This window comes from Streptomyces sp. NPDC001231 (assembly GCF_042896885.1).
In the GTDB taxonomy this organism is placed as follows: domain Bacteria; phylum Actinomycetota; class Actinomycetes; order Streptomycetales; family Streptomycetaceae; genus Streptomyces.
The window spans coordinates 192,765-217,174 of record NZ_JBIAXS010000004.1 but is presented as its reverse complement, the minus strand read 5'-3'; the positions used below and the strand labels follow the sequence as shown (position 1 = coordinate 217,174).

The 24,410-nt window shown below is 71.4% G+C and carries 22 protein-coding genes and 2 pseudogenes; 9 read left to right on the top strand and 15 right to left on the bottom strand.

Annotated features, from left to right (window positions below):
- Positions 1-246 precede the first annotated feature (246 nt).
- The 3 genes and pseudogenes from ACFY3J_RS07275 to ACFY3J_RS07265 all read right to left on the bottom strand — a co-directional run.
- Entirely contained in the window at positions 247-666 is a 420-nt protein-coding gene (locus tag ACFY3J_RS07275) for a hypothetical protein (RefSeq protein WP_390840482.1), read from the bottom strand.
- Positions 667-755: 89 nt separating this feature from the next.
- Entirely contained in the window at positions 756-1,415 is a 660-nt protein-coding gene (locus ACFY3J_RS07270; RefSeq protein ID WP_390840480.1) for a hypothetical protein, read from the bottom strand.
- 96 nt (positions 1,416-1,511) lie between these two features.
- Positions 1,512-1,637, bottom strand: a pseudogene (locus ACFY3J_RS07265) (DUF4291 family protein); the annotation flags it as partial.
- 289 nt (positions 1,638-1,926) lie between these two features.
- Between ACFY3J_RS07265 and msrA the strand changes: the two are divergent.
- A complete protein-coding gene (msrA, locus tag ACFY3J_RS07260; protein ID WP_390840479.1) occupies positions 1,927-2,439 on the top strand; it encodes a peptide-methionine (S)-S-oxide reductase MsrA in 513 nt (170 codons plus the stop codon).
- Between the two features lie 68 nt (positions 2,440-2,507).
- Here msrA and ACFY3J_RS07255 read toward each other — a convergent pair.
- Together ACFY3J_RS07255 and ACFY3J_RS07250 are read right to left on the bottom strand one after the other, a co-directional pair.
- Positions 2,508-2,670, bottom strand: a pseudogene (locus tag ACFY3J_RS07255) (peptide-methionine (S)-S-oxide reductase); the annotation flags it as partial.
- 209 nt (positions 2,671-2,879) lie between these two features.
- A complete protein-coding gene (locus ACFY3J_RS07250) occupies positions 2,880-3,998 on the bottom strand; it encodes a hypothetical protein (protein ID WP_384172204.1) in 1,119 nt (372 codons plus the stop codon).
- 131 nt (positions 3,999-4,129) lie between these two features.
- Between ACFY3J_RS07250 and ACFY3J_RS07245 the strand changes: the two genes are divergently transcribed.
- Complete coding sequence (locus ACFY3J_RS07245; protein ID WP_384172201.1) at positions 4,130-5,284, top strand: cystathionine gamma-synthase; 1,155 nt, start codon at positions 4,130-4,132, stop codon at positions 5,282-5,284.
- Positions 5,285-5,287: 3 nt separating this feature from the next.
- On the opposite strand, the gene ACFY3J_RS07240 is transcribed toward ACFY3J_RS07245, so the two are convergent.
- From ACFY3J_RS07240 to ACFY3J_RS07230, 3 genes are all read right to left on the bottom strand, one after another.
- Positions 5,288-5,536: a hypothetical protein gene (locus ACFY3J_RS07240; protein ID WP_384172198.1), complete on the bottom strand. Its 249-nt coding sequence runs from the start codon at positions 5,534-5,536 to the stop codon at positions 5,288-5,290.
- Positions 5,537-5,675: 139 nt separating this feature from the next.
- Positions 5,676-6,179, bottom strand: coding sequence for a sigma factor-like helix-turn-helix DNA-binding protein (locus ACFY3J_RS07235; RefSeq protein ID WP_384172195.1), 504 nt, complete (start codon positions 6,177-6,179; stop codon positions 5,676-5,678).
- Between the two features lie 155 nt (positions 6,180-6,334).
- On the bottom strand, positions 6,335-6,832 hold the full coding sequence (locus ACFY3J_RS07230) for a MarR family winged helix-turn-helix transcriptional regulator (protein ID WP_384172192.1): 498 nt from the start codon (positions 6,830-6,832) through the stop codon (positions 6,335-6,337).
- 161 nt (positions 6,833-6,993) lie between these two features.
- Here ACFY3J_RS07230 and ilvA point away from each other — a divergent pair, with 161 nt between their 5' ends.
- The 3 genes from ilvA (at position 6,994) to ACFY3J_RS07215 (ending at position 10,318) form a co-directional block, all read left to right on the top strand.
- Positions 6,994-8,223: a threonine ammonia-lyase gene (gene ilvA / locus ACFY3J_RS07225; RefSeq protein ID WP_384172189.1), complete on the top strand. Its 1,230-nt coding sequence runs from the start codon at positions 6,994-6,996 to the stop codon at positions 8,221-8,223.
- 221 nt (positions 8,224-8,444) lie between these two features.
- The gene (locus tag ACFY3J_RS07220; protein WP_384172186.1) at positions 8,445-9,464 is read left to right on the top strand and encodes an ATP-binding cassette domain-containing protein; all 1,020 of its coding nucleotides are present in this window, start codon (positions 8,445-8,447) and stop codon (positions 9,462-9,464) included.
- The gene (locus ACFY3J_RS07215) at positions 9,461-10,318 is read left to right on the top strand and encodes an ABC transporter permease (protein ID WP_384172183.1); all 858 of its coding nucleotides are present in this window, start codon (positions 9,461-9,463) and stop codon (positions 10,316-10,318) included. Before ACFY3J_RS07220 ends, ACFY3J_RS07215 begins: the two co-directional genes overlap by 4 nt.
- Positions 10,319-10,426: 108 nt before the next feature.
- On the opposite strand, the gene greA is transcribed toward ACFY3J_RS07215, so the two are convergent.
- A complete protein-coding gene (gene greA, locus ACFY3J_RS07210; protein WP_141358977.1) occupies positions 10,427-10,924 on the bottom strand; it encodes a transcription elongation factor GreA in 498 nt (165 codons plus the stop codon).
- Between the two features lie 205 nt (positions 10,925-11,129).
- On the bottom strand, positions 11,130-11,528 hold the full coding sequence (locus tag ACFY3J_RS07205; RefSeq protein ID WP_390840478.1) for a DUF4307 domain-containing protein: 399 nt from the start codon (positions 11,526-11,528) through the stop codon (positions 11,130-11,132).
- Between the two features lie 203 nt (positions 11,529-11,731).
- Here ACFY3J_RS07205 and mca point away from each other — a divergent pair, with 203 nt between their 5' ends.
- On the top strand, positions 11,732-12,610 hold the full coding sequence (gene mca, locus ACFY3J_RS07200) for a mycothiol conjugate amidase Mca (protein WP_281156665.1): 879 nt from the start codon (positions 11,732-11,734) through the stop codon (positions 12,608-12,610).
- 6 nt (positions 12,611-12,616) lie between these two features.
- Complete coding sequence (locus ACFY3J_RS07195; RefSeq protein ID WP_172632864.1) at positions 12,617-12,862, top strand: hypothetical protein; 246 nt, start codon at positions 12,617-12,619, stop codon at positions 12,860-12,862.
- Positions 12,863-12,885: 23 nt separating this feature from the next.
- On the opposite strand, the gene ACFY3J_RS07190 is transcribed toward ACFY3J_RS07195, so the two are convergent.
- Entirely contained in the window at positions 12,886-16,089 is a 3,204-nt protein-coding gene (locus tag ACFY3J_RS07190) for a tetratricopeptide repeat protein (RefSeq protein ID WP_384172175.1), read from the bottom strand.
- 194 nt (positions 16,090-16,283) lie between these two features.
- Between ACFY3J_RS07190 and ACFY3J_RS07185 the strand changes: the two genes are divergently transcribed.
- Entirely contained in the window at positions 16,284-18,398 is a 2,115-nt protein-coding gene (locus ACFY3J_RS07185) for a thioredoxin domain-containing protein (RefSeq protein ID WP_390840477.1), read from the top strand.
- Positions 18,399-18,437: 39 nt separating this feature from the next.
- On the opposite strand, the gene ACFY3J_RS07180 is transcribed toward ACFY3J_RS07185, so the two are convergent.
- The 4 genes from ACFY3J_RS07180 to ACFY3J_RS07165 all read right to left on the bottom strand — a co-directional run bounded on the left by ACFY3J_RS07180 (position 18,438) and on the right by ACFY3J_RS07165 (position 22,262).
- Complete coding sequence (locus ACFY3J_RS07180; protein ID WP_390840476.1) at positions 18,438-19,169, bottom strand: Mut7-C RNAse domain-containing protein; 732 nt, start codon at positions 19,167-19,169, stop codon at positions 18,438-18,440.
- 34 nt (positions 19,170-19,203) lie between these two features.
- Positions 19,204-19,842: a TetR/AcrR family transcriptional regulator gene (locus ACFY3J_RS07175; protein WP_384172166.1), complete on the bottom strand. Its 639-nt coding sequence runs from the start codon at positions 19,840-19,842 to the stop codon at positions 19,204-19,206.
- Between the two features lie 14 nt (positions 19,843-19,856).
- Entirely contained in the window at positions 19,857-21,410 is a 1,554-nt protein-coding gene (locus tag ACFY3J_RS07170; RefSeq protein WP_390840475.1) for an MFS transporter, read from the bottom strand.
- A 138-nt stretch (positions 21,411-21,548) separates the two neighbouring features.
- Positions 21,549-22,262, bottom strand: a complete 714-nt coding sequence (locus ACFY3J_RS07165) for a hemolysin III family protein (RefSeq protein ID WP_384172161.1) — start codon at positions 22,260-22,262, stop codon at positions 21,549-21,551.
- Between the two features lie 287 nt (positions 22,263-22,549).
- Between ACFY3J_RS07165 and ACFY3J_RS07160 the strand changes: the two genes are divergently transcribed.
- A complete protein-coding gene (locus tag ACFY3J_RS07160) occupies positions 22,550-24,397 on the top strand; it encodes a phosphoenolpyruvate carboxykinase (GTP) (protein WP_390840474.1) in 1,848 nt (615 codons plus the stop codon).
- The last annotated feature ends 13 nt before the right edge of the window (positions 24,398-24,410 follow it).

Sequence of the window (24,410 nt, the reverse complement as noted above, 5' to 3'; positions counted from 1 at the left end):
GTGGGCGCGGAGATTCATCGGTCTGCTGGAACTTTCTTGCGCGGCCATGCTGGTACGGCACGAACTCGGCGAAGGAGCGGAGGCACAAGCCCGGTCTCTGTACCGACAGCTCTCCCACCCCCCACGGAACCGTTCGAGGATCTCAGGCTTGATCCATGTCAAGCCTCGCTCACAGACCTTGTGATGACTCTCTGAGGTCGGTTCGCGCGAAGTCGGTCGTCAGGTTGCCATTTCCGGCGACCGGCGTCAGGTATCAGATGCGTAGTAGGCGGCGTACCAGGCTGAGTGCCCTGCGGCGGAGAAGTCCTCGAAGTCGCCGGCCGCTTCGCAGCGGAGCAGTCGTTGCAGTGCCGCTTCGGCTTCGGGAAGGCGTAGGCCCGAGAGGTGTGCCTTGGTCCTGGCCAGTCCGCTTCCGCACAGCAACTGAATGTCGATCGAGCAGTCGGCATCCATGCTGGACGACTTGGCCTGCCAGATGAGCAGCACGTCGTCGAGGTTCGCGGCGTTGAACAGCTGTACGCAGCACAGTTTCATCAGCGCTGTGTCGCCGTCTCCCTGAGCACGCCTCTCCAGCCGGGTTTCTGCGGTGAGCAGGCCTCGTACTTCGTCGAGGTTCGCCCCGGTGGGGTGCAGGCCGTAGCGGTTCAGGCTCTCGTCTTCGTCCATCGCCATGCCTTCTCGGTCGGAGCGGTCAAGGATTGTTCCGGGTCACGCCATGCCGATCACCGTCGGATTCGACCCCAGGCTTGGTTCGGTCAGGCTTCGGCGCCGCCGACGTGGCTGTGGTCCGTCCTGCGTGTCCACAGTGAGATGTCGCTGCTCGTTGCCACGGCGATGGTCTGCCCGGAGGGCGAGAAGCCGAATGCGCGGAGTTCGGAGTAGCAGGAGTGGAAGATGTGCCACCACCGTTCTCCGTGGGGACCGGAGTGGGGCAGGCCTCCGTCGGCGGAGAGCAGGACACGGTCGTTCGGCCAGGCCGGGCTGACGATCTCCAATGTCCAGCCGTCCGCGGTGGTGGTGTGAAGCCCGCCGCCGAAGAGCCCCGCGATGCGCACGCGGCTACCGCTGACAGGCCCCAGTCCCGGGCAGGACAGGTCGGCAACCGCGTCGGGGGTGCTCTCCTCGGGGTCGGGGTCGCGATCCCGGGCGATCTTCTCGCCCGTGACCGCATCGAACAGGCCATGGCCGTCGTGCGATACGGCCATCACCAGGTCATGGCCGGTGACCGGGTGCGAGGCGAAGCCGATCCCGAGAAGCCCGCCGACCGGGACGTACGCGATGCGCTGCCAGGGCTTGGGCGCCGGCAGCACGGGAGCCGCGAGAAGCCTCTCCCGCAACGCCTGCTGATATGCGGAAAGCCCCGGTTCAAGGTCCGACTGCTCGACCGGAGCCTCCTTCTTCGTCCACCTCGTCATACATCCATGATCCACACTCCGGCCACTTCACCCGAGAGGGTTGACGCAGGCCAGTGAGCAGACGCGTGTCCCTGAGGTCTGTGAACGCCGCTTGGTGACCCACGTCGTCCTGTCCCGCTTCCAAGCTGCGGGGAAACGGCCGTCGCGGACGGTGGGCAGGCCGATTTCCGGGCAGTACGCCTGGTAGACGGTGATCGTGTATTCCGAGTGGGCCGCACGGATCGTATGGCGTACAGCGTGGAGTCGGCCGGTTCAGGCGGCCACTCATTTTCGGCTGCCGTCCCCCGTGACGGAGAGCGCCGGTGGGGCACCGTGCGGACAGCCGGCGCCACGGCTCTTCAGTACCTCGGCGCGCTCCTCGTGGTGGCCGGTGATCGGCGACCGCGGGGCGGGTTGGACGGGCACGGAATCGCTTCGAGGCCTCGCGCGTTGAGGGCAGTGGCATGGGATGCCGGTGGTGTGCGAGCCGAGCAGCCCGAGCGACCGAGCTGACAGACATTGGAGGGCCGTAATGGCTGCGCAGACGCAGAGGGCAGTGCTGGCCGGCGGATGCTTCTGGGGGATGGAGGAGCTGATCCGCCGGCTCCCGGGCGTGACGGCGACGCGGGTCGGATACACAGGGGGTGACGTGCCGAACGCGACGTACCGTAACCACGGCACGCACGCGGAGGCCATCGAGATCCTTTTCGACCCCGCGAAGACCGACTTCCGGGCGATCCTGGAGTTCTTCTTCCAGATCCACGACCCGAGCACCAGGAACCGCCAGGGCAACGACATCGGCCTCAGCTACCGCTCGGCGATCTACTACGTGGACGACGAGCAGAAGCGGATCGCCGAGGACACGATCGCGGATGTCGACGCCTCCGGACTGTGGCCCGGCAAGGTCGTCACCGAGGTGGAACCGGTCGGCCCCTTCTGGGAGGCCGAGCCCGAGCACCAGGACTACCTGCAGCGTTACCCGGACGGCTACACCTGCCACTTCCCGCGCCCGGGATGGCGGCTGCCCGCCCGCGCGGAGGACTGACCACGAGGCGGCTTGGCGGGGCGGCGCCGGCCCCGCAGGCGCGGCCCGGCTGTGGAGTCTCGGCCGGTCGGCGTCCGCACCACGCGAACCGCCTCCGTGTGGCCGGTCAGGCCCGAGCAGACCTCCTCGTAGGTGGGGTTGGTTCTCCGTGGAGCCGCCCTGGTAGCCCACCAGGGTCGTCCACACGCCCGTCGGGAGCTGCCAGAACTTGCGCTCGGCTCCCCAGAAGCACAGCCGAAGAGCGTGGGGTCTGGTCCGGGGCGGGCCCGTCCGTCACAACGGGCCCGTCGGTTTCGCCGCTCCCGCGTGCGCGGGCGGCGGCATAGAGGACAACGATCCTGCCGCCGCCGTCATTCCGGCGGGCGCACCGGCTTCCGCCGCGGCGGGGTCAGGCGGTCGACCCGGTGGCCGAGCCTGTCCGACCGCGCGGCCGGGACCGCTCAGTGGCGCAGTGTCGCCGGGCTGCCGCCGTTGGCCTCGTAGCCCGCCACGGCCAGGGCCCGGTAGACGGCGAACTCCGCCGCCGGGTCCTCGGACAGGGTCCACGGCACCGCACCCACATGGCCGTCGACGTGTATCAGCTGGCTCATCGCCTCCGCCCAGCGCTCGGAGCGGACCAGGAAGAAGAGCAGCAGGTGGCGGACATGGGCGAGCATCGGGTCGTCGGGACGGGCCGCGTGCACCGCGAAGAGCGCGCCGTGGACCGCCTTGGTCACGACCTCGCTCTGGTAGAAGCCCCTGACCAGGTTGACCTCGGGAAGGTGCTCGAAGACCGCGAACAGCGGCATGGCCGCCAGCAGCGAGCCCCGGGGCGCGCGAGCCGCGGCGGCCTCCGCGAAGGAGTACGCCAGCTCACGCGAGCCGTGCCACTTCTCGCACCAGTAGTGCAGGGCCGCCAGATGTGCCCCCGTGTGGGCCGGCGCCCGGTCGAGGATCTTCAGCCACAGCTTCTCGAACTCCGGCTGCGAGTACGCCAGGCCCCGCGCCACGGACAGCTCGACGATGTACGGGACCGGGTCGCCCGGGGCCAGCAGCGCCGCCTGCCCGCACGCCTCCCGGGCCTCCTCCATGATGATCCGGAACTCGTCCGTGCCCGGCGTCGCCGTACGCCATGCCTGCTGCACCAGGAACTCGGCGTGCACCGCCGCGCCGCCCGGGTCCTTGGGTGCCTCGGCCCGCCACACCCGCAGCCACTGCCCGCCGGGCGTCTCGCTGACCCCGCCCGGCCGCTGCTGGAGCTCCAGCGAGGCCGCCCCGGCAAAGGCCTGGATCCGCTGCCAGCGCAGCTCGCCCTCCTTCTCCGTGCCCGCCAGGAGCTGGGAGGCGGCGCGGTAGTCCTGCGTGCGCTGCACCAGCTCCAGGACGTCGAGCAGGTCCTGGTCCGGTCCGGGCATACGGACGTCGAGTTCCTCCTGCCGGACGAATCCGTAGTTCGCCGGGTCCGCGGCGTCCGGGTGTCCGGGCGCTACCTGCTCGATGCCTGCACGCCTGCGCCTGAGGAACGGGACCAGCACGAAGCCCAGCATGGCCAGCGCCATCAGGACCCAGAAAATCTCCATGCGACAAGCGAACCAGACGGCGCCGACACTTGGCCAACCTGTGCCGCGAGCCTGTGGACAACCCGGGCCTCCCGGGCGGCCCGGGGCCTGCCGTCCGCCACCACCCCCACAGGCGCATTACCCTCGGGCCCATGAGCGACAGGCACATCAGTGAGCACTTCGAGACGCTCGCGATTCACGCGGGCAACACCGCCGACCCCCGGACCGGGGCGGTCGTCCCGCCGATCTACCAGGTCTCGACCTACAAGCAGGACGGCGTGGGCGGACTGCGCGACGGCTACGAGTACAGCCGCAGCGCCAACCCGACCAGGACCGCCCTGGAAGAGAATCTCGCCGCCCTGGAGGGCGGCCGCCGCGGACTCGCGTTCGCGTCCGGACTGGCGGCCGAGGACTGCCTGTTGCGTACGCTGCTCAGCCCCGGCGACCACGTCGTCATCCCCAACGACGCCTACGGCGGCACCTTCCGCCTGTTCGCCAAGGTCGTCTCCCGGTGGGGCGTGGAGTGGTCGGTCGCGGACACCTCCGACCCGGCCGCGGTACGGGCCGCCATCACCCCGAAGACCAAGGCCGTGTGGGTGGAGACCCCCTCCAACCCGCTGCTCGGCATCACCGACATCGCCGCCATCGCTCAGGTCGCACGGGACGCGGGCGCGAAACTCGTTGTCGACAACACCTTCGCCACGCCGTACCTCCAGCAGCCGCTCGCGCTCGGCGCGGACGTGGTCGTGCACTCGCTGACCAAGTACATGGGCGGCCACTCGGACGTCGTCGGCGGCGCGCTGATCGTCGGCGACGCCGGGCTGGGCGAGGAACTGGCGTTCCACCAGAACGCGATGGGCGCCGTCGCCGGCCCCTTCGACTCCTGGCTGGTGCTGCGCGGCACCAAGACGCTCGCGGTGCGCATGGACCGGCACAGCGAGAACGCGACGAAGGTCGCCGACATGCTGTCCCGGCACGCGCGCGTGACGCAGGTCCTCTACCCGGGCCTGCCGGAGCACCCCGGTCACGAGGTGGCCGCCAAGCAGATGAAGGCGTTCGGCGGCATGGTCTCCTTCCGGGTCGAGGGCGGCGAGGAGGCGGCCGTCGAGGTCTGCAACCGCGCCAAGGTGTTCACGCTCGGCGAGTCCCTGGGCGGCGTCGAGTCGCTGATCGAGCACCCCGGGCGCATGACGCACGCGTCCGTGGTGGGCTCCGCACTGGAGGTGCCCGGGGACCTGGTGCGCCTGTCCGTGGGCATCGAGAACGTCGACGACCTGCTCGACGACCTGAGGCAGGCCCTCGGCTAGGGGTTACCAGCCGGTCACGGGTGGAGTCGTCTGCGACGGCGGCTCCACCCAGGGGCGGGCCGTGAGCGCCCACACCGTGAAGGCGACGGCCGCCGCGGCCAGCACCAGCCACATCAGCCGGCGGGCGGCCGTACGGCGGCGCAGCATCCGTCCTCCGCGGCGCACGGCCTCCTCGTACAGCTCGGTGGGCACCTGCGGCGGACGCTGTTCCAGGATCCGGCGTACGGCCGCCTCCCGCTCGGCCCTGTTCACGGCCGCCCCCACTCGTCCGGTCGTTCGCTCTGGCCGCACACGCCGCCGCACAGGCCACTCGCGCCGCATGCGCCTCTCAGACCGCATGAACCACTCAAGTCGCACGCCCCGCACACACTGCTCACGCCGCTCGTTCCACTCATGACGCCGCCGTCTCGGCGTCGCCGACCGCCGGTGCCGGGCTCGCCGGAGTGCGGGTGAGTGTGGTGATCGCGCGGTCGCAGATGACGTGGACGCGGTCCGTGGGCAGGCCCAGCAGCGCCGCCGCCTGTTCCTCGGCCACCCCCTCGTACAGCCTGAGGACGATGATCAGGCGCTCCTGGGGAGTGAGCGCGGCCAGGGCACCGGGTGGCCTCCGGCGGGCGCGGCCCGGAGCGCCGCGCTGATGCCACGCCTCGCGGGCGAAGCGGGCGGCCAGATGCCGGCGGGCCTGGTTGTACGGGTCCTCGCCGCGCAGCCGGTCCCAGCACGCGTACGTGTGCGCCAGGGCGAGGGTCAGCAGGCGTCGCGCGCGCGGGTTGTCGCCGGGGGCCTCGGCGGTGAGCAGCGTGGCGGCATGCAGCAGCCGCCCGGCCGCGCCCGCGACGAACGCCTCGAACTCCCGGGCCCGGCGAGCACCTTGGGCCGCCTGCCGTTCTCGCACCGCGCCTCCCCCCAAGGGCGACCGTGACCGCGGGACCCGTTCTCGCACGGCCTCCTGAACCGGGTACGACGAGGGCCCGGTCTCATATGAGGGGAGGGACCGGCTGTCGGTCAAGGGCCGCGTTCACAGCCGTCGGCCCGCGCCCGGTCGCGGCTTCACGACGCCGAGGGCGAGTCCGTCTGCGGTATGCCCTGGCGGGCGGAGAGGGCGTGGTTGAAGCGGGTCAGCAGTGAGCAGAAGGCCTCGCGCTCCGCCGGCTCCCAGTCCTGGGTCAGCTCGGCCATCAGCTGCCGCCTGGACGAGCGGACCTCCTCCAGCCGCGACAGCCCGCGCGGGGAGAGCTGGAGCACCACGGCCCGTCCGTCCTCGGGGTGCGAGGTGCGCTTGACGAGGCCGGTGTCGACGAGCGGCGCCACCTGACGGGTGACGGTGGAGGAGTCGATGCCCATGCTCGCGGCGAGCGCCTTGACGCCCATCGGGCCCTCTTTGTCGAGGCGGTTGAGCAGCAGGTACGCGGCGCGGTCCATGGAGTTGCGCACCTGTCCGATGCCGCCGAGGCGAGTCTGCTCGGCCCGGCGGGCGAAGACCGCCACCTCGTGCTGGAGGGTGTCGAGGAGACCGGTGTCACCGCCGGTCGTCATGTCCGTCGACATGTCGGGTGTTGTGGGCATGGCCGGGGGCTCGCTTCTGGAGAGCTGCTGGGTTGGGGGACAGGTTACGCGGCCGGGGGGCAAGTCGTACCGGCACTGCGCTATCCGGTCTCGGAGGATGGTCACAACGGTGTAGGCGGCCCGTGAACTGCGAGACTTGAGGCATGAGCTACAGCACGGCCGGCTCCCCCTGGCCCGTCACCCTGGACGATGTGCGCGGTGCGCAGAAGATGCTCTCCGGGGTGGCGCGGGTGACCGCGATGGAGGGCAGCAGGTACCTGTCCGACCTGGTGGGCGCGCCGGTGCACCTGAAGTGCGAGAACCTCCAGCGGACGGGTTCGTTCAAGCTGCGCGGCGCCTACGTCCGGATCGCGGGGCTGCTGCCCGAGGAGCGTGCCGCCGGGGTGGTGGCCGCGAGCGCCGGCAACCACGCGCAGGGCGTCGCGCTGGCGTCGTCGCTGCTCGGGGTGCACTCCACGGTGTTCATGCCCAAGGGCGCCCCGCTGCCGAAGATCAGCGCCACACAGGACTACGGCGCCGAGGTGCGCCTGCACGGCCAGGTGGTCGACGAGACGCTGGCCGCCGCCCAGGAGTACGCGGCCCGGACGGGCGCGGTGTTCATCCACCCGTTCGACCACCCCGACATCATCGCGGGCCAGGGCACGGTGGGCCTGGAGATCCTGGAGCAGTGCCCGCAGGTGCGCACGATCGTCGTCGGCATCGGCGGCGGCGGGCTCGCGGCCGGTATCGCGGTGGCGGTGAAGTCGCTGCGGCCGGACGTGCGGATCGTCGGGGTGCAGGCGGAGGGCTCGGCGGCGTACCCGCCCTCGCTGGCGGCGGGTCGCCCGGTGACGGTCGGCACTCCGGCGACGATGGCCGACGGCATCAGAGTCGGCCGGCCGGGCGATGTGCCGTTCGGGATCCTGCGCGAACTGCTGGACGAGGTGCGCACGGTCACCGAGGACGAGTTGTCCGCCGCGCTGCTGCTGTGCCTGGAGCGGGCCAAGCTGGTGGTCGAGCCGGCCGGGGCGAGCCCGGTCGCCGCGCTGCTGGGCTGTTCGGGCCCCGTGGCCGGTCCGGTGGTGGCGGTGCTGTCCGGCGGGAACGTCGATCCGGTGCTGCTCCAGCGGGTGCTGCGGTACGGCATGGCCGCGCAGGGCCGCTATCTGGCGGTCAGCCTGCGGCTGACCGACCGGCCCGGCGCGCTCGCCACGCTGCTGGGGGTGCTGTCGGCGGTCGACGCCAACGTCCTCGACGTCAGCCACGTCCGGACCGACCCTCGGCTCGGGCTCGCGGAGGCGGAGGTGGAGCTGCACCTGGAGACGAAGGGTCCGGCGCACTGCGCCGAGGTCGGCCAGGCCCTGCGTGAGGCCGGCTACACCGTCATCGACTGATCCCGCCCTCCGCCGGGCGGGCGGCGGGCGGGCGGAACGCGGAGGTCACAGCTCTTCATCACTCGTTCGAGCAAATCCGTTGAGTAGACGCGATACATCGCGTTATGGTGTGTCGTGTTCGCGAGGCGGCCTGCCCGGACGTGGCGCGGCGAAAATTCCCAGCGAAAAAACACCTGCCTCTCTAGGCTTTTCCGACCATCCCCGACGACGTGGAGACTCACATGCCAGGCGCCATCTATGCCGAAGGTCTGGTGAAGACCTTCGGCGACGTAAGGGCTCTGGACGGCGTCGACCTCGATGTCCCCGAGGGCACGGTGCTGGGACTGCTCGGGCCCAACGGCGCGGGCAAGACCACCACCGTCCGCTGTCTGACCACGCTGCTGCGACCCGACAGCGGCAAGGCCGTCGTCGCGGGTCTCGACGTTCTCAAGCAGCCCAACGAGGTGCGGCGTTCGATCGGCCTGTCGGGTCAGTTCGCCGCCGTCGACGAGTATCTGACCGGCCGCGAGAACCTCGAGATGGTCGGCCGGCTGTACCAGATGAGGGCCGCGGCGGCGAAGACCAGGGCGGGGGAGCTGCTGGAACAGTTCAATCTCGCCGACGCCGCGGACCGGTCGGCGAAGACCTACTCCGGAGGCATGCGCCGCCGGCTCGACCTGGCGGCGGCGCTCGTCGTCTCCCCGCCGGTGATGTTCATGGACGAGCCGACGACCGGCCTCGACCCGCGCAACCGCCAGCAGCTGTGGGAGGTCATCAAGCAGCTGGTCTCCGGCGGCACCACCCTGCTGCTCACCACGCAGTACCTGGAAGAGGCCGACCACCTGGCGCACGAGATCGCGGTGGTCGACCACGGCCGGGTCATTGCCCGCGGCACCTCCGACCAGCTCAAGGCCCGCACCGGCGGCGAGCGCGTCGAGGTCGTGGTCCACCAGCGCGAGCACATCCCCACCGCCGCCGAGGTGCTGCGCGGCTTCGGCAAGGGCGACACCAGCGTCGAGGAGCACACCCGCAAGATCACCACGCCCGTCAGCGGCGGCGCGAAGCTCCTGGCCGAGATCATCCGGGAGCTGGACACCCGCGGCATCGAGATCGACGACATCGGTCTGCGCCGCCCGACCCTCGACGATGTGTTCCTGTCCCTCACCGGCCATGTGGCCGAGGCCAAGGACGAGAACGGCACGAGCGGCGCCCGGGGCGCCGACGCCAGGGACCGCCGGCACAAGAAGGAGACCGTCAAGTGAGTGCCGCCACCGACAGCGCGCGGATCGCCCCGCCCGGCAACGCCCTGACCCAGTCCGTCCGTGACTCGCTGGTCGTCGCCAAGCGCAATCTGATCCGCATGACCCGCATCCCCGAGATGGTCATCTTCGGGCTCATCCAGCCGATCATGTTCGTGGTGCTGTTCACCTACGTGTTCGGCGGCTCCATGCAGGTGCAGGGCACCACCGATCCCAGCGTCTACAAGAACTTCCTGATGGCGGGCATCTTCGCGCAGACCGTCACCTTCGCCACCGCCAGCTCCGGCGCCGGCATCGCCGACGACATGCACAAGGGCCTCATCGACCGGTTCCGCTCGCTGCCCATGGCACGCGGCGCGGTGCTCACCGGGCGCACCTTCGCCGACCTGGTGCAGACGGCGCTGACCCTGTTCGTCCTCGCCGCCGTCGCCCTGCTCGTCGGCTGGCGGGTCGGGTCGTACGGCGACACCAACGCCGGCCGGGTGCTGGCCGCGTTCGGCCTGCTGCTTCTGCTCGGTTACGCGTTCACCTGGATCGGCGCCCTGATCGGCCTGTCGGTCCGCACGCCCGAGGCGGCCACCTCCGGCGGCCTCATCTGGCTCTTCCCGGTGACGTTCGTCTCCAACGCGTTCGTGGACTCCGGCAAGATGACGCCGTGGCTGCGCCATGTCGCGGAGTGGAACCCGTTCAGCGCCACCGTCCAGGCATGCCGTGTGCTCTTCGCCAACCCCGGCCAGTCCACGTCAAGCGCCTGGCCGATGCAGCACCCGGTCTGGGCCTCGCTGATCTACTCGGCGCTGATCATCCTCGTCTTCCGCACCCTGGCGGTGCGCAAGTACCGCTCGGCCACGGCCTGAGCGCGGGCGACGGCGGAGTCCGCCCGCCGGTGGTCCGGACATGACGAAGCCCCCGGTGCTCACGCGGAGCGCCGGGGGCTTCGGCGGAAGGCGGTGCGGTGCGGGGACTCAGCCGCTGTACGGCTCGGCCTTGAGGATCTTCACCGAGGCGATCTTGCCGTTCGGCAGCTCGTACTCCGCGTCCTCGCCGACCTTGTGGCCCATCACGCCGGAGCCCAGCGGGGACTGCGGCGAGTAGGTCTCGATCTCGGCGCTCGCGTACTCCCGCGAGGCCAGCAGGAAGGACAGGGTGTCGTCCTCGTCGCCGTCGAAGGCGATCGTGACGACCATGCCCGGCGCGACCGCACCGTCCGCGGCCGGCGGCTCGCCGACCTGGGCGGTCTCCAGGAGCTGGGTCAGCTGGCGCACGCGGAGCTCCTGCTTGCCCTGCTCCTCCTTGGCCGCGTGGTACCCGCCGTTCTCGCGCAGGTCGCCCTCCTCGCGCGCGGCCGCGATCTTGGCGGCGATCTCCGTGCGCGCAGGACCAGTAAGGTACGCAAGCTCGTCCTTGAGCTTGTTGTACGCCTCCTGGGTCAGCCAGGTGACGTTCTCGCTGGTCTGGGTCACAGGTGCTCCTCGTCGGTGCTGGGAATACAAAGCATCGCCCTACCCAGAAGAATGTTCCCTCATGGGTGGGCGAAACCACGAGCCTAACAATTCAGAGCTCAAAGGGGGAGGACATAAGCCGTGAGACCTATGTCGATGCAGGTCAGCGGCCGTGTATTCCGGCCGGCGTCGACGCGTCACCCGGCTTTTGGCCGACGCCGACGCGTCACCCGGTGCTGCAGCCCAGCAGCTCGGCCGTCGTGCCCCGGGCCGTCGTCCGCAGGGTGAGCACCTTGTCGACCTGCGAGGCGTGCTCGTCGAAGCGGAAGTCCGCCCGCCCGACCTCGGAGCCGTCGGCCGCCTGCGAGCGCAGCGTGCAGTAGCCGCGGGCGTCGGCGTCCTTGTGGACCTCCAGATGGATCTGCACCGAGTCCTTCGCAGTCTGGAAGGTGACGACCTGCGCGCTGATCTTGTTCTGGCCGAGGTAGTGGTAGGCGAAGTAGCCGATCAGGGCGAGCAGGGCCGCGCCCAGGACGGCACCGGCGATTTTGAGCTTGTGGTCGGCGCGCTCGTCCGGGGAGCGGCCGTAGCGGCCCTCGGGCAGACGGGTGCTCGCCGTGCTCATGATCGTCCTCTCGGCCGGTGCGGGACGGGCGTCCCGCGGGGGGCTTCCGGAGCCGGACCCCGGAATTATTCGCCCCCCGATTCGGTCACTATAGAAGCCCCCGCCCGCCCGACCGACCGCCACCCCGGACCGATCTCCCCGCGGGACGGCACCCCGTTGACTGCCCGCCGAACCGGGCACCGACTTGACCTGAGGACTGAGCCTTGACTGACCAGCTGCGACTGATGGCTGTGCACGCGCACCCCGACGACGAGTCGAGCAAGGGCGCGGCCACCATGGCCAAGTACGTTTCCGAGGGGGTGGACGTGCTGGTGGTGACCTGCACGGGCGGAGAGCGTGGCTCCATCCTCAACCCCAAGCTCCAGGGCGACAAGTACATCGAGGAGAACATCCACGAGGTGCGCCGCAAGGAGATGGAGGAGGCCCGCGAGATCCTCGGCGTGAGCCAGGACTGGCTCGGCTTCGTCGACTCCGGCCTGCCCGAGGGCGACCCGCTGCCCCCGCTGCCCGAGGGCTGCTTCGCCCTGGAGGACCTCGACAAGGCGGCCGGCGAGCTGGTCCGCAGGATCCGCTCCTTCCGCCCCCAGGTGATCACCACCTACGACGAGAACGGCGGCTACCCGCACCCCGACCACATCATGACCCACAAGATCTCGATGGTGGCCTTCGAGGGCGCCGCGGACGCCGAGAAGTACCCGGAGGAGGAGTACGGCCCGGCCTACCAGCCGCTGAAGCTGTACTACAACCAGGGCTTCAACCGTCTGCGCACCGAGGCGCTGCACCAGGCCCTGCTCGACCGCGGCCTGGAGTCCCCCTACGGCGAGTGGCTCAAGCGCTGGGAGGACTCGGGCCACAAGGAGCGCACGCTCACCACGCACATCCCCTGCGCCGACTTCTTCGAGATCCGCGACAAGGCGCTGATCGCCCACGCCACGCAGATCGACCCCGACGGCGGCTGGTTCCGGGTGCCGATGGAGGTCCAGAAGGAGGTCTGGCCGACGGAGGAGTACGAGCTCGCGAAGTCGCTCGTCGACACCTCGCTCCCGGAGGACGACCTCTTTGCGGGCGTCCGGCAGCCGTGAGGGACAATGCCTGACATGAGTGCAAGCGTGAGCCTGGCAATGACGCACCTGGTAACCCTCGCCGAGTTCGACAAGAACAAGGTCACTCCCGGCGTCCTCGGCTTCGTCGTCTTCGCGGTGATGGCCCTCGCGGTGTGGGGCCTGATGAAGTCCATGAACCGCCACATGGGCAGGATCGACTTCAAGGAGGCCCCGGACCCCGCCGCGCGGCCCGGTGCCGCCTCCGGCGAGGCCAAGGCCGAGCGGGGCTGACACCCGGGCGGGCGGTGCCGCTCTCAGCTCTCGCCGTCCGGCACCGCCACCCCCATCACCTCCCGCGCGTGCCGCTCGGGCACCATGCCCAGGCGCCAGGCCTGCCAGCCTGCCTCCAGGCTCACGCCGCGCTCCAGGAGGAGCCGGTAGGCCTCGACGTAGTCGTTCAGCTTCCCGTCGCGCAGCGGATGGCCGCCGCGGGCGAGCTGGGCCAGTTCCTCCTGGGCCACCGCCGTGCCGACCTCCGTACCGCCGGGGGCCGCGTACGGCAGCAGGGTGCAGCGCAGGAACCGGGCCCAGTCCTCACCGCGGCGGTCGCCGTAGGAGGCGAACAGGGCCAGCGCCTCGTCGCACAGGGACAGCGCCTGCTGGGTGCGCGCGTTCCCCGCGTCCACGACGGCCAGCTCCAGACACGTCCAGGCCTCGCCGTGCGCGACGCCGATGCGCTGGAAGTCGGCGCGGGCGTCGACGAGGAGCTGGCGGGCGAAACCGGAGTTGAGCAGTGACCCGGTCTGCGCCGCCCGCTGGTCCCGGGTGACCCGGGCCGAATGATGACGGGCGCAGGCCAGCCCGTACACGTCCCGCATACGGGAGAACATGGTGCGGGCGCGCTCCAGCTCGCGCACCGCCTGGTCGAGCCCGCCGGTCTCCTCCAGCGCCTGACCGAGGTAGTACAGCGTCCACGCCTCGCCGCGCGCGTCCTCGTTGTCCCGGTGCCGTGCGGCCGCCTGCCGCAGCTCCTCCACCGCCTCGGCCGTGTCGCCGGCCACCAGCCGGGCCCGGGCCAGCTGGGTGAGCGCCCAGGCCTCGCCGCGGGCGTCCTGGGTGCGGCGGTAGCGTTCCAGCGCCTGGCGCAGGTCCGCTTCGGCGCGCTGCACGTCACCCCTGCGCAGCGCGAGCTGGCCCAGCTGGAAGTGGGCCCAGGCCTCGCCGTGCACCGACCCGCCCTCCCGGTGCAGCACCAGCGACCGGGTCAGCAGCTCCGTCGCCTCGGCCAGGTGCGCCCGGTCCCGCTCCACCGCCGCCAGCGCGTGCATCGTCCAGGCACGGTCGGTCGCCAGCTCGGGCGCCGCCTGAAGGTCGAGGGCCTCCCGCAGCCGGGCCGCCGCCTCCGTCAGGTTGCCCTGGTGGTGCAGCGTGATGCCGAGCGAGTTCAGCGCGCGGGCCGCGCCCGCGTCGTGGTGGGCCTCCCGGTAGAGGTCGACGACCGAGGCCAGCGTGGTACGCGCCTTGTCCAGCTCGCCGAGCTGGCGGGCCGCGATACCGGTACGCCACTGCACCGACCGGACCAGCAGCCCCTGGTCGACGGCCTGGGTCAGCTCGCTGATCTCCCCCAGCCGGTACAGGTCGCCGCGCAGCAGGCAGTAGTCGCACAGGGCGCCGAGCAGGTTCAGCACGGCCCCCTGGTTCACGCCCTCCGCGTGCCGGAGGGCCGCCGTGATGAAGCTCGACTCGTCGTCCAGCCAGCGCAGCGCCTCGTCCAGGGAGGTGAAGCCGTGCGGGCTGAAGCGGTCGGAGCGGGTCGACATGTTCCCGTCGACCAGACGCAGCACCGAGTCGGCCAGCTCGGCGTAGTTCTCGATCAGCCGCTCCTGCGCCGCCGTCCGCTCGGCGGGGTCCTCCTCGTCCAGCAGACGCGCGTGCGCGAAGGCCCGCACCAGGTCGTGCAGCCGGTAGCGGTTGCCCCGCACATGGTCGATCAGGCCCGCCCGGGCGAGGGCCGCCAGGTGCCGGTTCGCCTCGGTCTCGTCCGTGGCCAGCAGCGCGGCCGCCGCCGCGCCGCCCATCGAGGCGCGTCCGGCCAGGGCGAGCCGCCTCAGCAGCCGGCGGGCCTGCTCCGACTGGTCGGTGTAGCGAAGCCACAGCGCCCGCTCCACCGGTTCCACCGGGCCGTACGCGCCCAGATCCGTGGCCAGTTGACGCGGCGAGCGCGGGCCGAGACAGGAGCCCGCGATACGCAGCGCCAGCGGCAGCCCGCCGCACAACCGCCCGATCCGGTCGGTGGATTCCGCGTCGTAGGGCCCCGAACTGTCCTGTGCGGCGGCGGTCAGGAGTTCCTCCGCGCCCACCGCGTCCAGGGCCTGGACGGGCAGCTGGTGCACCCGGGCCGGCAGGTCGGCGGGCAGCCGGAGCGGCTCCCGGGCGGTCACCAGGACCAGGCTGTCGGACCGCTCGGGCACCAGGGCGCGGACCTGCTCGGCGTCCGAGGCGTCGTCCAGCACGATCGTGACCGGCAGCCCCGTCAGATGCTGGTGGTACAGCTCGCCGAGCCGTTTGAGCTGCTGCTCGGGGGAGGAGCGTTCGCGGAACAGCAGTTGCTCGCGGGGCGCGCCGAGCCGGTTCAGCAGGTGCAGCAGGGCGTCGCGGATGGGCAGCGGCGGCTCCTCCTGGCTGCCGCCGCGCAGATCGACCACGACCGCGCCCCGGAACTGGTCCCTCAGATCGTGGGCCGCGCGCACCGCCAGCGCGCTGCGGCCGGAGCCCGGCGCTCCGTGCAGGACCACGACGGTCGGCTGGGTCTGGGTGGACGCGCGGGCCGCCTGCACCCACTGCCGGATCCGCGTCATTTCCTCCCGCCGCCCCGCGAACACGTCCTCCGAGTCGGGAAGTTGGCCGAACGACTGCTCCAGGACACTGCGTCTGCGGGCCGCCGCGCTCTTGTCCGTGCCGCGCAGCCTGGGCGCCGCCTTCTTCGGCGTGGTGGACGCGGTCAGCACGCGCTGCTGATCGAGGAACGGGCGGATGCCGCGCACCTCCAGCGCGGTCAGCCACTGCAATCGCAGCTGTTCCGGACCGCCGGGCTGGCCGGCCGCCCCGGCCCGGCGGTGGGCGGCGGGCAGATGGGTGGCGGTCACCTTCACGACGGTGGCGGCGGCGCCCACCACCCCGACGGTGACGCCCGCGCCGACGGCGGTGCCGCCGTCGGTGCCCAGCGCCAGGTCGGCCACGATGGCGGCGAGTGCCGCGGCTCCCGCGACGAGCAGGGGAGTTCCGCCGCCCTCGCGCGCGTAGCGCTGGGCGAACGTGAGCTGCCCCGCCGCCGACTCGTCCAGCGCCCGCGTGTAGGCCTCGTACTCCTCCGCCGCGGTCTCGGCCATGGTGTCCAGCGCGCCGCGCGCCCGGGACAGCAGCACGCTTCCGTCCACCCGGCCGCCCGAGCGGCGGACCTCCTCCTCCACGGCCCGAGTCAGCAGCCGCTCGGCGTCCGCCCGATGGCCATCCCGCATGTCCCGTCCCCCTCCGGCGACAACTCCGTTTCCTACGAGTGTCCTTCGGGTCGGCCGGGAGCGCGAGGGGGCGGCGATCACCGATGGCCCCGACCGGGTGCCGACCGCCCTGAGAAGAGAGCGGGGGGCCACAAGGAGTCGCCGGACGATCACCTTTCGCTTCCGGCGGGGCCGGGTGAGGCAGGATGGAGGGTATGCGGAACCGACTGGCCCACGAGACGTCCCCGTACCTGCTCCAGCACGCCGACAATCCGGTCGACTGGTGGCCGTGGTCGGCGGAGGCCTTCGAGGAGGCCCGGCGGCGCGATGTCCCCGTGCTGCTGAGCGTCGGGTACAGCAGCTGCCACTGGTGCCACGTCATGGCGCACGAATCCTTCGAGGACCCGGCCACCGCCGCCTTCCTCGGCGAGCACTTCGTCAGCGTCAAGGTGGACCGCGAGGAGCGCCCCGACGTCGACGCCGTGTACATGGAGGCCGTGCAGGCGGCCACCGGGCAGGGCGGTTGGCCGATGACCGTGTTCCTCACGCCCGACGCCGAGCCGTTCTACTTCGGCACCTACTTCCCGCCCGAGCCCAGGCACGGCATGCCCTCCTTCGGGCAGGTCCTCGAAGGGGTGCGGCAGGCCTGGCAGACCCGGCGGGAGGAAGTCGCCGACGTCGCCGGGAAGATCGTGCGGGACCTCGCGCAGCGGGAGATCGACTACGGCACCGCGCGGCCCCCCGGCGAGGAGGAACTGGCGCAGGCGCTGCTCGCGCTGACCCGGGAGTACGACGCGAGTCGCGGCGGGTTCGGCGGGGCGCCGAAGTTCCCGCCGTCGATGGTGATCGAGTTCCTGCTGCGGCACCACGCCCGCACCGGCTCCGAGGGAGCCCTCCAGATGGCGGCGGACACCTGCGAGCGGATGGCCCGCGGCGGCATCCACGACCAGCTCGGCGGCGGCTTCGCCCGGTACTCCGTCGACCGCGGCTGGGTGGTGCCGCACTTCGAGAAGATGCTGTACGACAACGCCCTGCTGTGCCGGGTCTACGCCCATCTGTGGCGGGCCACCGGCTCCGATTTCGCCCGCCGGGTAGCCCTCGCGACCGCCGACTTCATGGTGCGTGAACTGCGCACCGCCGAAGGCGGGTTCGCCTCGGCCCTGGACGCCGACAGCGAAGAAGAGGTGCCGCGCGATGGGGGTCCCCCCGGACGAAGTCCGGGGGAGCGTCTTCAGGGGGGCGGCGGTGGGAGAGGGGAGGCCGGCACGGGCCGGCACGTCGAGGGCGCCTACTACGTCTGGACCCCCGCCCAGCTGCGTGAGGCCCTCGGCGCCGAGGACGCCGAACTCGCCGCCCGCTGTTTCGGCGTGACCGAGGAGGGCACCTTCGAAAACGGCTCCTCCGTTCTGCAACTCCCCGTGCAGGAGGGCGTTTTCGACGCAGACCGGGTCGAGTCCGTCCGTCGCCGGCTGCTGGCGAAGCGGGCCGAGCGTCCGGCGCCCGGCCGAGACGACAAGGTCGTCGCCGCCTGGAACGGGCTGGCGATCGCCGCCCTCGCCGAGACCGGCGCCTACTTCGACCGCCCGGACCTGGTCGAGGCCGCGGTCGGCGCCGCCGACCTCCTGGTCCGGCTGCACATGGACGAGCACGCGGGGCTGCGCCGTACCAGCAAGGACGGCAGGGCCGGAGCCAACGCCGGGGTGCTGGAGGACTACGCCGATGTCGCCGAGGGCTTCCTCGCCCTCGCCTCCGTGACCGGTGAGGGTGTCTGGCTGGAGTTCGCCGGGCTGCTCCTCGGGCATGTGCTCACCCGGTTCGCCGACCCGGAGTCGGGCGCCCTGTACGACACGGCCACCGACGCCGAGCAGTTGATCCGCCGGCCTCAGGACCCCACCGACAACGCCACCCCCTCCGGCTGGTCGGCGGCCGCCGGCGCGCTGCTCGGCTATGCCGCCCACACGGGTTCCGAGGTCCACCGCACCGCCGCCGAGCGGGCGTTGGGCGTGGTGAGCGCGCTCGGCCCGCGCGTTCCGCGCTTCATCGGCTGGGGCCTCGCCGTCGCCGAGGCCCTGCTGGACGGTCCGCGCGAGGTCGCGGTCGTCGCCCCGTCCCTCGACGACAAGGCGGCCAAGGCCCTGCACCGTACGGCACTTCTGGGCACCGCCCCCGGCGCGGTCGTCGCGTACGGCACCCCGGAGAGCGGGGAGTTCCCACTGCTCGCCGACCGCCCCCTCGCCCACGGCGAGCCGACCGCCTACGTCTGCCGCAACTTCACCTGCGACGCCCCCACGACCGACCCGGACCGCCTGCGCACCGCACTGGGCGGCTGAGCCGGACCCGGACACCGGCCCCGAGACTGACCCCGGACGTCAGCTCCGGTCGGCGTACCCGGCCAGGGCGCGTTCCACGATGGCCTCCAACTGGTCGTGGTGGGCGCCCTTCCAATAGGCGCGGCCGCAGTCGCCGCAGCGGGCGAAGACGTCGTACGTGCGATGAGTGCCGTGCTCGATCTGGTCGGCCACCTCGTCCTTCGTGGCGTCCCGCAGCAGGCCGTTGCAGGCGGTGCAGCGGGTCCAGGGGCGCAGCTCGGGGCGGAAGCGGTCGAGGACGTCGTGGAGCTGGTCGTCGGGGCGGGTGCTGTAGACATAGGCGCCCGCCCACAGTTCACGGCGGCGCAGCAGGCCACGGTCGCGGCTGAGCATGACCCGCTTCTCGGCGGCCGAGCGGGCGGCGAGCGCGGGGTCGCCGATGTCGGTGGACTCGTAGGCCGTGTCGACGCCCAGCAGGCGCAGCCGGCGGGCGAGGGTGCCCAGGTGCACGTCCAGGAGGAAGCGCAGGGGAGCGCCGGGGACCTGCTGGGGCCGGGCGACGGCGCGCACCTGGACCGTCTCGTCCGCCCGCGGCACGTGCGACACCGGCACCTCACGGCCGTCCACCACCAGCGCGCCGACCTCGGTGAGCGGCACGCCCAGGGACTCCACGACGTGGCCGAGCGTCGAGACGCCGTCCGTGACCACCGCGGTGCTGCCGCGGCGCCGGGCGTGCGGGACGAACAGGTGCAGGCCGGGGGCGAACCCGACGTGGATCTCGGGACCGTTCACCCCGACAGGATGGCACGGGCGCGGGGCCGCGGGCTCACGGATTTCCGCTGGGCAGGCCGTGTTCCAGGACGTCCATGGCGCGGACCATGAGGGCGGTCAGGTCCTCCCTGTGTTCGTTCTCGGCCCAGTACATGGAGACCTCCATCAGACCGCCGATGAGGGACATCGCGTAGACCCGCACCTCCAGGCTGTCCTGGTCCAGGCCGGTGCGGGCCGCGATGGCCTGGCGGATGAGCAGGCCGGTGGCCGACATGCTCTCCATCATCCGGGAGCGGACCGCGGGCACCTCGGCGCCCAGCCGGGCCCGCAGCCGGGTCATCTCGGTCTCCTCGCTCAGCCCGAGGTCGAGGGCCTTGCGCATCACGTGCCGGAGCGAGTCCATCCACGGTTCGTCCGCGGGCCGGGAGCGCAGTTCCTCCAGCATGACCGCGTCGTACTCGTCCGTGAGGACGATGTCCTCCTTGGTCGGGAAGTAACGGAAGACGGTCGACGGCGACACCTCGGCGCGGTCGGCGATCTGCTCGATCGTCGTGGCGTCGTACCCCTGCTCCTCGATCAGCGCGAACGTCGCCGAGCGGATCGCCTGCCGGGTCTTGAGCTTCTTGCGCTCCCTCAGTCCCATCGGGGGGCGGTCGGCGGGGGTCGTGGTACGTGCGGCCGTCATGAAGGTCATTGTCCGGCATCCGGTCAGGGGTGGGCCATGGCCGGGTCCTCCTCCGGATCGGCCCGTACGGCGCCCTGGGCGCCGCCCGGCAGGAACGCGGCCGCCAGCAGCGCCGCCACCACCGAGGCGATCCCGCCCACCAGCAGCACCAGGCCCATGCCGTGCACGTACGCCGCGTTCGCGGAGGCCGCCAGGTGCGCCGAGCCCGTCCTCTCGGCGACCAGGTGGGCCGCGACCACGGACTGCCCGGCGGCGTGCGCCGTCTCGGCGGGCAGCCCGGTGACGTCGAGCCGGTGCCGGAAGGCGCTCGCCAGGAGGCTGCCGAGCAGGGCGATGCCGACCGCGCCGCCGACCTGGCGCAGTGTCATCAGCAGACCGGATCCGCTGCCCGCCCGGTCGGCGGGCAGTGCGGCCAGCGCCCCGTCCATGGCCGGGACGACGGAGAAACCGAAGCCGACACCGGCGATCGACAGCCACAGCGCGGTGAAGCCGTAGCCGGAATCCACGGTCGTACGGCTGCCCAGCAGCGCGGCGAAGGCGAGCACCACCAGTCCCGCGGCGACCACGGCCCGCGGTCCGAACCGGGCGACGACCGGCTGCGCGCCCTTCGCGGCGACCAGCAGCCCGCCCATCATGGGCAGCAGCCGCACGCCGGTGCCGAGCGCGTCGTGGCCGAGCACGGCCTGGAGGTAGGGCGGCAGCACGAACATCAGGCCGCTCAGCACGAACATCACCAGGGTCGCGGCGATCACGTTGAACAGGAAGCCGCGCCGGGCGAGCAGCGTCATGTCGAGCATGGGGCGGGCCTCGCGGCGCTCGCGCAGCACGAGCCCGGCCAGGAGGACGGCGGCCGCCGTGAACGCGGCGAGCACCAGCGGGTCGCCCCAGCCGCGGTCGGGCGCCTCGATGATCGCGTAGACGAGCCCGCCGAGACCGGTGGCGGTGAACGCCGTGGACAGCGCGCCGACCTTCGGGGAGGCCGGATCGCGGGTCTCGGGGAGCAGCAGGAGGCAGGCCGCGACGCCGAGGCCGGCCATGGGCACGTTGATGAGGAAGACCGAGCCCCACCAGAAGTGGTTCAGCAGCCAGCCGCCGATGATCGGGCCGAGCGGCAGGCCGAGCGCCGAGGCGGCCGAGATGACGCCGACGGCCTTCGCGCGCTCCTCGGGCCCGAACATCGAGGGCAGCACGGACAGCGCCAGCGGCATCACGAGTGCCGCGCCGACGCCCATGACCGCCCGGGCGGCGATCACCCCGCCGACGTCGCCGGTCAGGGCGCCCACCACGGAACCGGCGAGGAAGACCGCGAGCCCGGCGATCAGCATCAGCCGACGTCCGAACCGGTCGCCGAGGAGTCCGGCGGGGAGCATCAGCGCGGCGAAGACGACGATGTACGCGTCCGCCATCCACTGCTGCTGCCCGGTCGAGGCGCCGAGTTCCCTCGCCATGGTCGGCAGGGCGACGTTGAGGATCGTCATGTCGAAGCCGAGCACCAGCATGCTCGCGACCAGGGCCGCGAGGGCCCACCAGCGGCGGGGATCGTGCCGCACGTCTTCGGCGTGGGTGGGAGTAGCCATGAAATGACAGTAGCTCTCAAAAACTAGCCTCTGTCAATCGGTGTCGACTGTCGAACCTGTTCTCCTCCGAGCCTCCGGGCGCACGGAAAAGGCCACGGCTCGTGTGAGCCGTGGCCGGGTGGGGGAGGGGGTGACGCGTTACGCGTGCTGGTAGGCCACCAGCGAGATGCCCACGTAGTGCACCACGAAGGCGGCCAGCGTGAAGGAGTGGAAGACCTCGTGGAAGCCGAACCAGCGCGGTGACGGGTTCGGCCGCTTGATGCCGTAGACGACGCCGCCCGCGCTGTAGAGGAGCCCGCCGACGACGACCAGGACCAGGACGGCGATGCCGCCGGTGCGCAGGAAGTCCGGCAGGAAGAAGACGGCCGCCCAGCCCATCGCGATGTAGCAGGGGGTGTAGAGCCAGCGCGGGGCGCCGACCCAGAAGACGCGAAAGACGATGCCGGCGGCGGCCGCGACCCATATGCCCCACAGCAGCCACTGCCCCTTCGCGCCGGGCAGGAGCAGCAGCGTGAGCGGTGTGTACGTGCCCGCGATGATCAGGAAGATGTTCGCGTGGTCGAGCCTGCGCAGCACGCCGCCCATGCGTGGTCCCCAGTTGCCCCGGTGGTACAGCGCGCTGACGCCGAAGAGCAGGCAGGCGGTGAGGACGTAGATCCCGCAGGCGACGCGTCCGCGGGTGGAGCCCGCCAGCGCGGTGAGTGCGAGCCCCGCGACGAGTACGGCCGGGAACATGCCGAGATGCAGCCAGCCGCGCAGCTTCGGCTTGACCTGGTGCGGCAGGGAGGGCGCGACGGGACCACGGCCGGCGACCGGCGTGTCCAGGGGCGCGTCGGAGGCGGACGCAGTCATGCGCGCATCGTACCTACGGCACCGTACGTCGCGTATCAGTGTCGGACGGTGAGCGCGGCGAACGGGCCGAACGCAAAAAGACCTTCAGTCGAATCCAACGTGGACGCAAAGAATCGCGGGAATCGTGGCATTACTCACGTCGCTCACCTGTGACTCCCCCTGGACAGATGGGCGCTCTCGTCGGATGATCAAATGAGTGCGGTCGGCACCGGATGAGCGGCTACGAAGCATCCGGGTCGCAGCCCCCACGGGGCGACAAGACAAAAACCCCTCATTTAGGAGCGATCGTGGCGCGCGACATCGCGGCTCCCCCCGTCATCCCCACCCACCACAAGGAACTGATCTCGTGGGTCAATGAGATCGCCGAACTGACGCAGCCGGACAGCGTGGTCTGGTGTGACGGATCCGAGGCCGAGTACGAGCGACTGTGCGAGGAGCTCGTCCAGAAGGGCACCTTCCGGAAACTCGACCCGATCAAGCGCCCCAACTCCTACTACGCGGCGTCGGACCCGTCCGACGTGGCCCGCGTGGAGGACCGGACGTTCATCTGTTCCGAGAAGGAGGAGGACGCGGGTCCGACCAACCACTGGAAGGCGCCCGCCGAGATGCGGGAGATCTTCCAGGGGGCGGACGGCGAGGGAGGGGTCTTCCGCGGCTCGATGAAGGGCCGGACGATGTACGTCGTCCCGTTCTGCATGGGCCCGCTGGGCTCGCCGCTGTCCGCGATCGGCGTCGAGATCACCGACTCCGCCTATGTCGCGGTGTCCATGCGCACCATGACCCGCATGGGACAGCCGGTGCTGGACGAGCTCGGCGACGACGGCTTCTTCGTCAAGGCCGTCCACACCCTGGGCGCCCCGCTGGAGCCGGGCCAGGAGGACGTCCCGTGGCCGTGCAACTCCACCAAGTACATCTCGCACTTCCCGGAGACCCGCGAGATCTGGTCCTACGGCTCCGGCTACGGCGGCAACGCGCTGCTCGGCAAGAAGTGCTACGCCCTGCGCATCGCCTCCGTCATGGCGCGCGACGAGGGCTGGCTGGCCGAGCACATGCTGATCCTCAAGCTCACCCCGCCCACCGGTGAGGCCAAGTACGTCGCCGCCGCCTTCCCGAGCGCCTGCGGCAAGACCAACCTCGCCATGCTGGAGCCGACGATCTCCGGCTGGACCGTCGAGACCATCGGTGACGACATCGCGTGGATGCGGTTCGGCGAGGACGGCCGGCTGTACGCGATCAACCCCGAGGCCGGCTTCTTCGGCGTCGCGCCCGGCACCGGCGAGCACACCAACGCCAACGCCATGAAGACGCTGTGGGGCAACTCGGTCTTCACCAACGTCGCCCTCACCGACGACGGCGACGTGTGGTGGGAGGGCATGACGGAGGAGACCCCGGCGCACCTCACCGACTGGAAGGGCAACTCCTGGACCCCCGCGTCCGAGACGCCCGCCGCCCACCCCAACGCCCGCTTCACCACGCCCGCCGCGCAGTGCCCGATCATCGCGCCGGAGTGGGAGGACCCCAAGGGCGTGCCGATCTCGGCGATCCTCTTCGGCGGCCGCCGCGCCTCCGCGGTGCCGCTGGTGACGGAGTCCTTCGACTGGAACCACGGCGTCTTCCTCGGCGCCAACGTCGCCTCCGAGAAGACGGCCGCCGCCGAGGGCAAGGTCGGCGAGCTGCGCCGCGACCCGTTCGCCATGCTGCCGTTCTGCGGCTACAACATGGGCGACTACATGGGCCACTGGATAAAGGTCGGCAAGGCCGCCGAGCAGCGTGACGGCGACCAGTCCAAGCTGCCGAAGATCTACTACGTCAACTGGTTCCGCAAGAACGACGAGGGCAAGTTCGTCTGGCCCGGCTTCGGCGAGAACAGCCGCGTCCTGAAGTGGATCGTGGAGCGCCTGGACGGCACCGCCGAGGGCGTCGAGACCCCGATCGGCGTCCTGCCGACCAAGGCGGCCCTGGACACGGACGGCCTCGAACTGTCCGAGTCCGACCTGGAGTTCCTGCTCACGGTCGACAAGGACGTGTGGCGGGAGGAGGCCGGCCTGGTGCCCGAGCACCTGAACACCTTCGGCGACCACACGCCCAAGGAGCTGTGGGACCAGTACCGCTCGCTCGTCGAGCGCCTGGGCTGACGCGGTCCTCGAC

What these genes read in the sequence shown, in the direction of transcription:
- ACFY3J_RS07275 (WP_390840482.1), bottom strand. Translation starts at nt 666, where the DNA reads ATGGACGAAGACGAGAGCCTGAACCGCTACGGCCTGCACCCCACCGGG.
- ACFY3J_RS07270 (WP_390840480.1), bottom strand. Translation starts at nt 1,415, where the DNA reads ATGACGAGGTGGACGAAGAAGGAGGCTCCGGTCGAGCAGTCGGACCTT.
- msrA (WP_390840479.1), top strand. Translation starts at nt 1,927, where the DNA reads ATGGCTGCGCAGACGCAGAGGGCAGTGCTGGCCGGCGGATGCTTCTGG.
- ACFY3J_RS07250 (WP_384172204.1), bottom strand. Translation starts at nt 3,998, where the DNA reads ATGGAGATTTTCTGGGTCCTGATGGCGCTGGCCATGCTGGGCTTCGTG.
- ACFY3J_RS07245 (WP_384172201.1), top strand. Translation starts at nt 4,130, where the DNA reads ATGAGCGACAGGCACATCAGTGAGCACTTCGAGACGCTCGCGATTCAC.
- ACFY3J_RS07230 (WP_384172192.1), bottom strand. Translation starts at nt 6,832, where the DNA reads ATGTCGACGGACATGACGACCGGCGGTGACACCGGTCTCCTCGACACC.
- ilvA (WP_384172189.1), top strand. Translation starts at nt 6,994, where the DNA reads ATGAGCTACAGCACGGCCGGCTCCCCCTGGCCCGTCACCCTGGACGAT.
- ACFY3J_RS07220 (WP_384172186.1), top strand. Translation starts at nt 8,445, where the DNA reads ATGCCAGGCGCCATCTATGCCGAAGGTCTGGTGAAGACCTTCGGCGAC.
- ACFY3J_RS07205 (WP_390840478.1), bottom strand. Translation starts at nt 11,528, where the DNA reads ATGAGCACGGCGAGCACCCGTCTGCCCGAGGGCCGCTACGGCCGCTCC.
- ACFY3J_RS07195 (WP_172632864.1), top strand. Translation starts at nt 12,617, where the DNA reads ATGCCTGACATGAGTGCAAGCGTGAGCCTGGCAATGACGCACCTGGTA.
- ACFY3J_RS07190 (WP_384172175.1), bottom strand. Translation starts at nt 16,089, where the DNA reads ATGCGGGATGGCCATCGGGCGGACGCCGAGCGGCTGCTGACTCGGGCC.
- ACFY3J_RS07185 (WP_390840477.1), top strand. Translation starts at nt 16,284, where the DNA reads ATGCGGAACCGACTGGCCCACGAGACGTCCCCGTACCTGCTCCAGCAC.
- ACFY3J_RS07175 (WP_384172166.1), bottom strand. Translation starts at nt 19,842, where the DNA reads ATGACCTTCATGACGGCCGCACGTACCACGACCCCCGCCGACCGCCCC.
- ACFY3J_RS07170 (WP_390840475.1), bottom strand. Translation starts at nt 21,410, where the DNA reads ATGGCTACTCCCACCCACGCCGAAGACGTGCGGCACGATCCCCGCCGC.
- ACFY3J_RS07165 (WP_384172161.1), bottom strand. Translation starts at nt 22,262, where the DNA reads ATGACTGCGTCCGCCTCCGACGCGCCCCTGGACACGCCGGTCGCCGGC.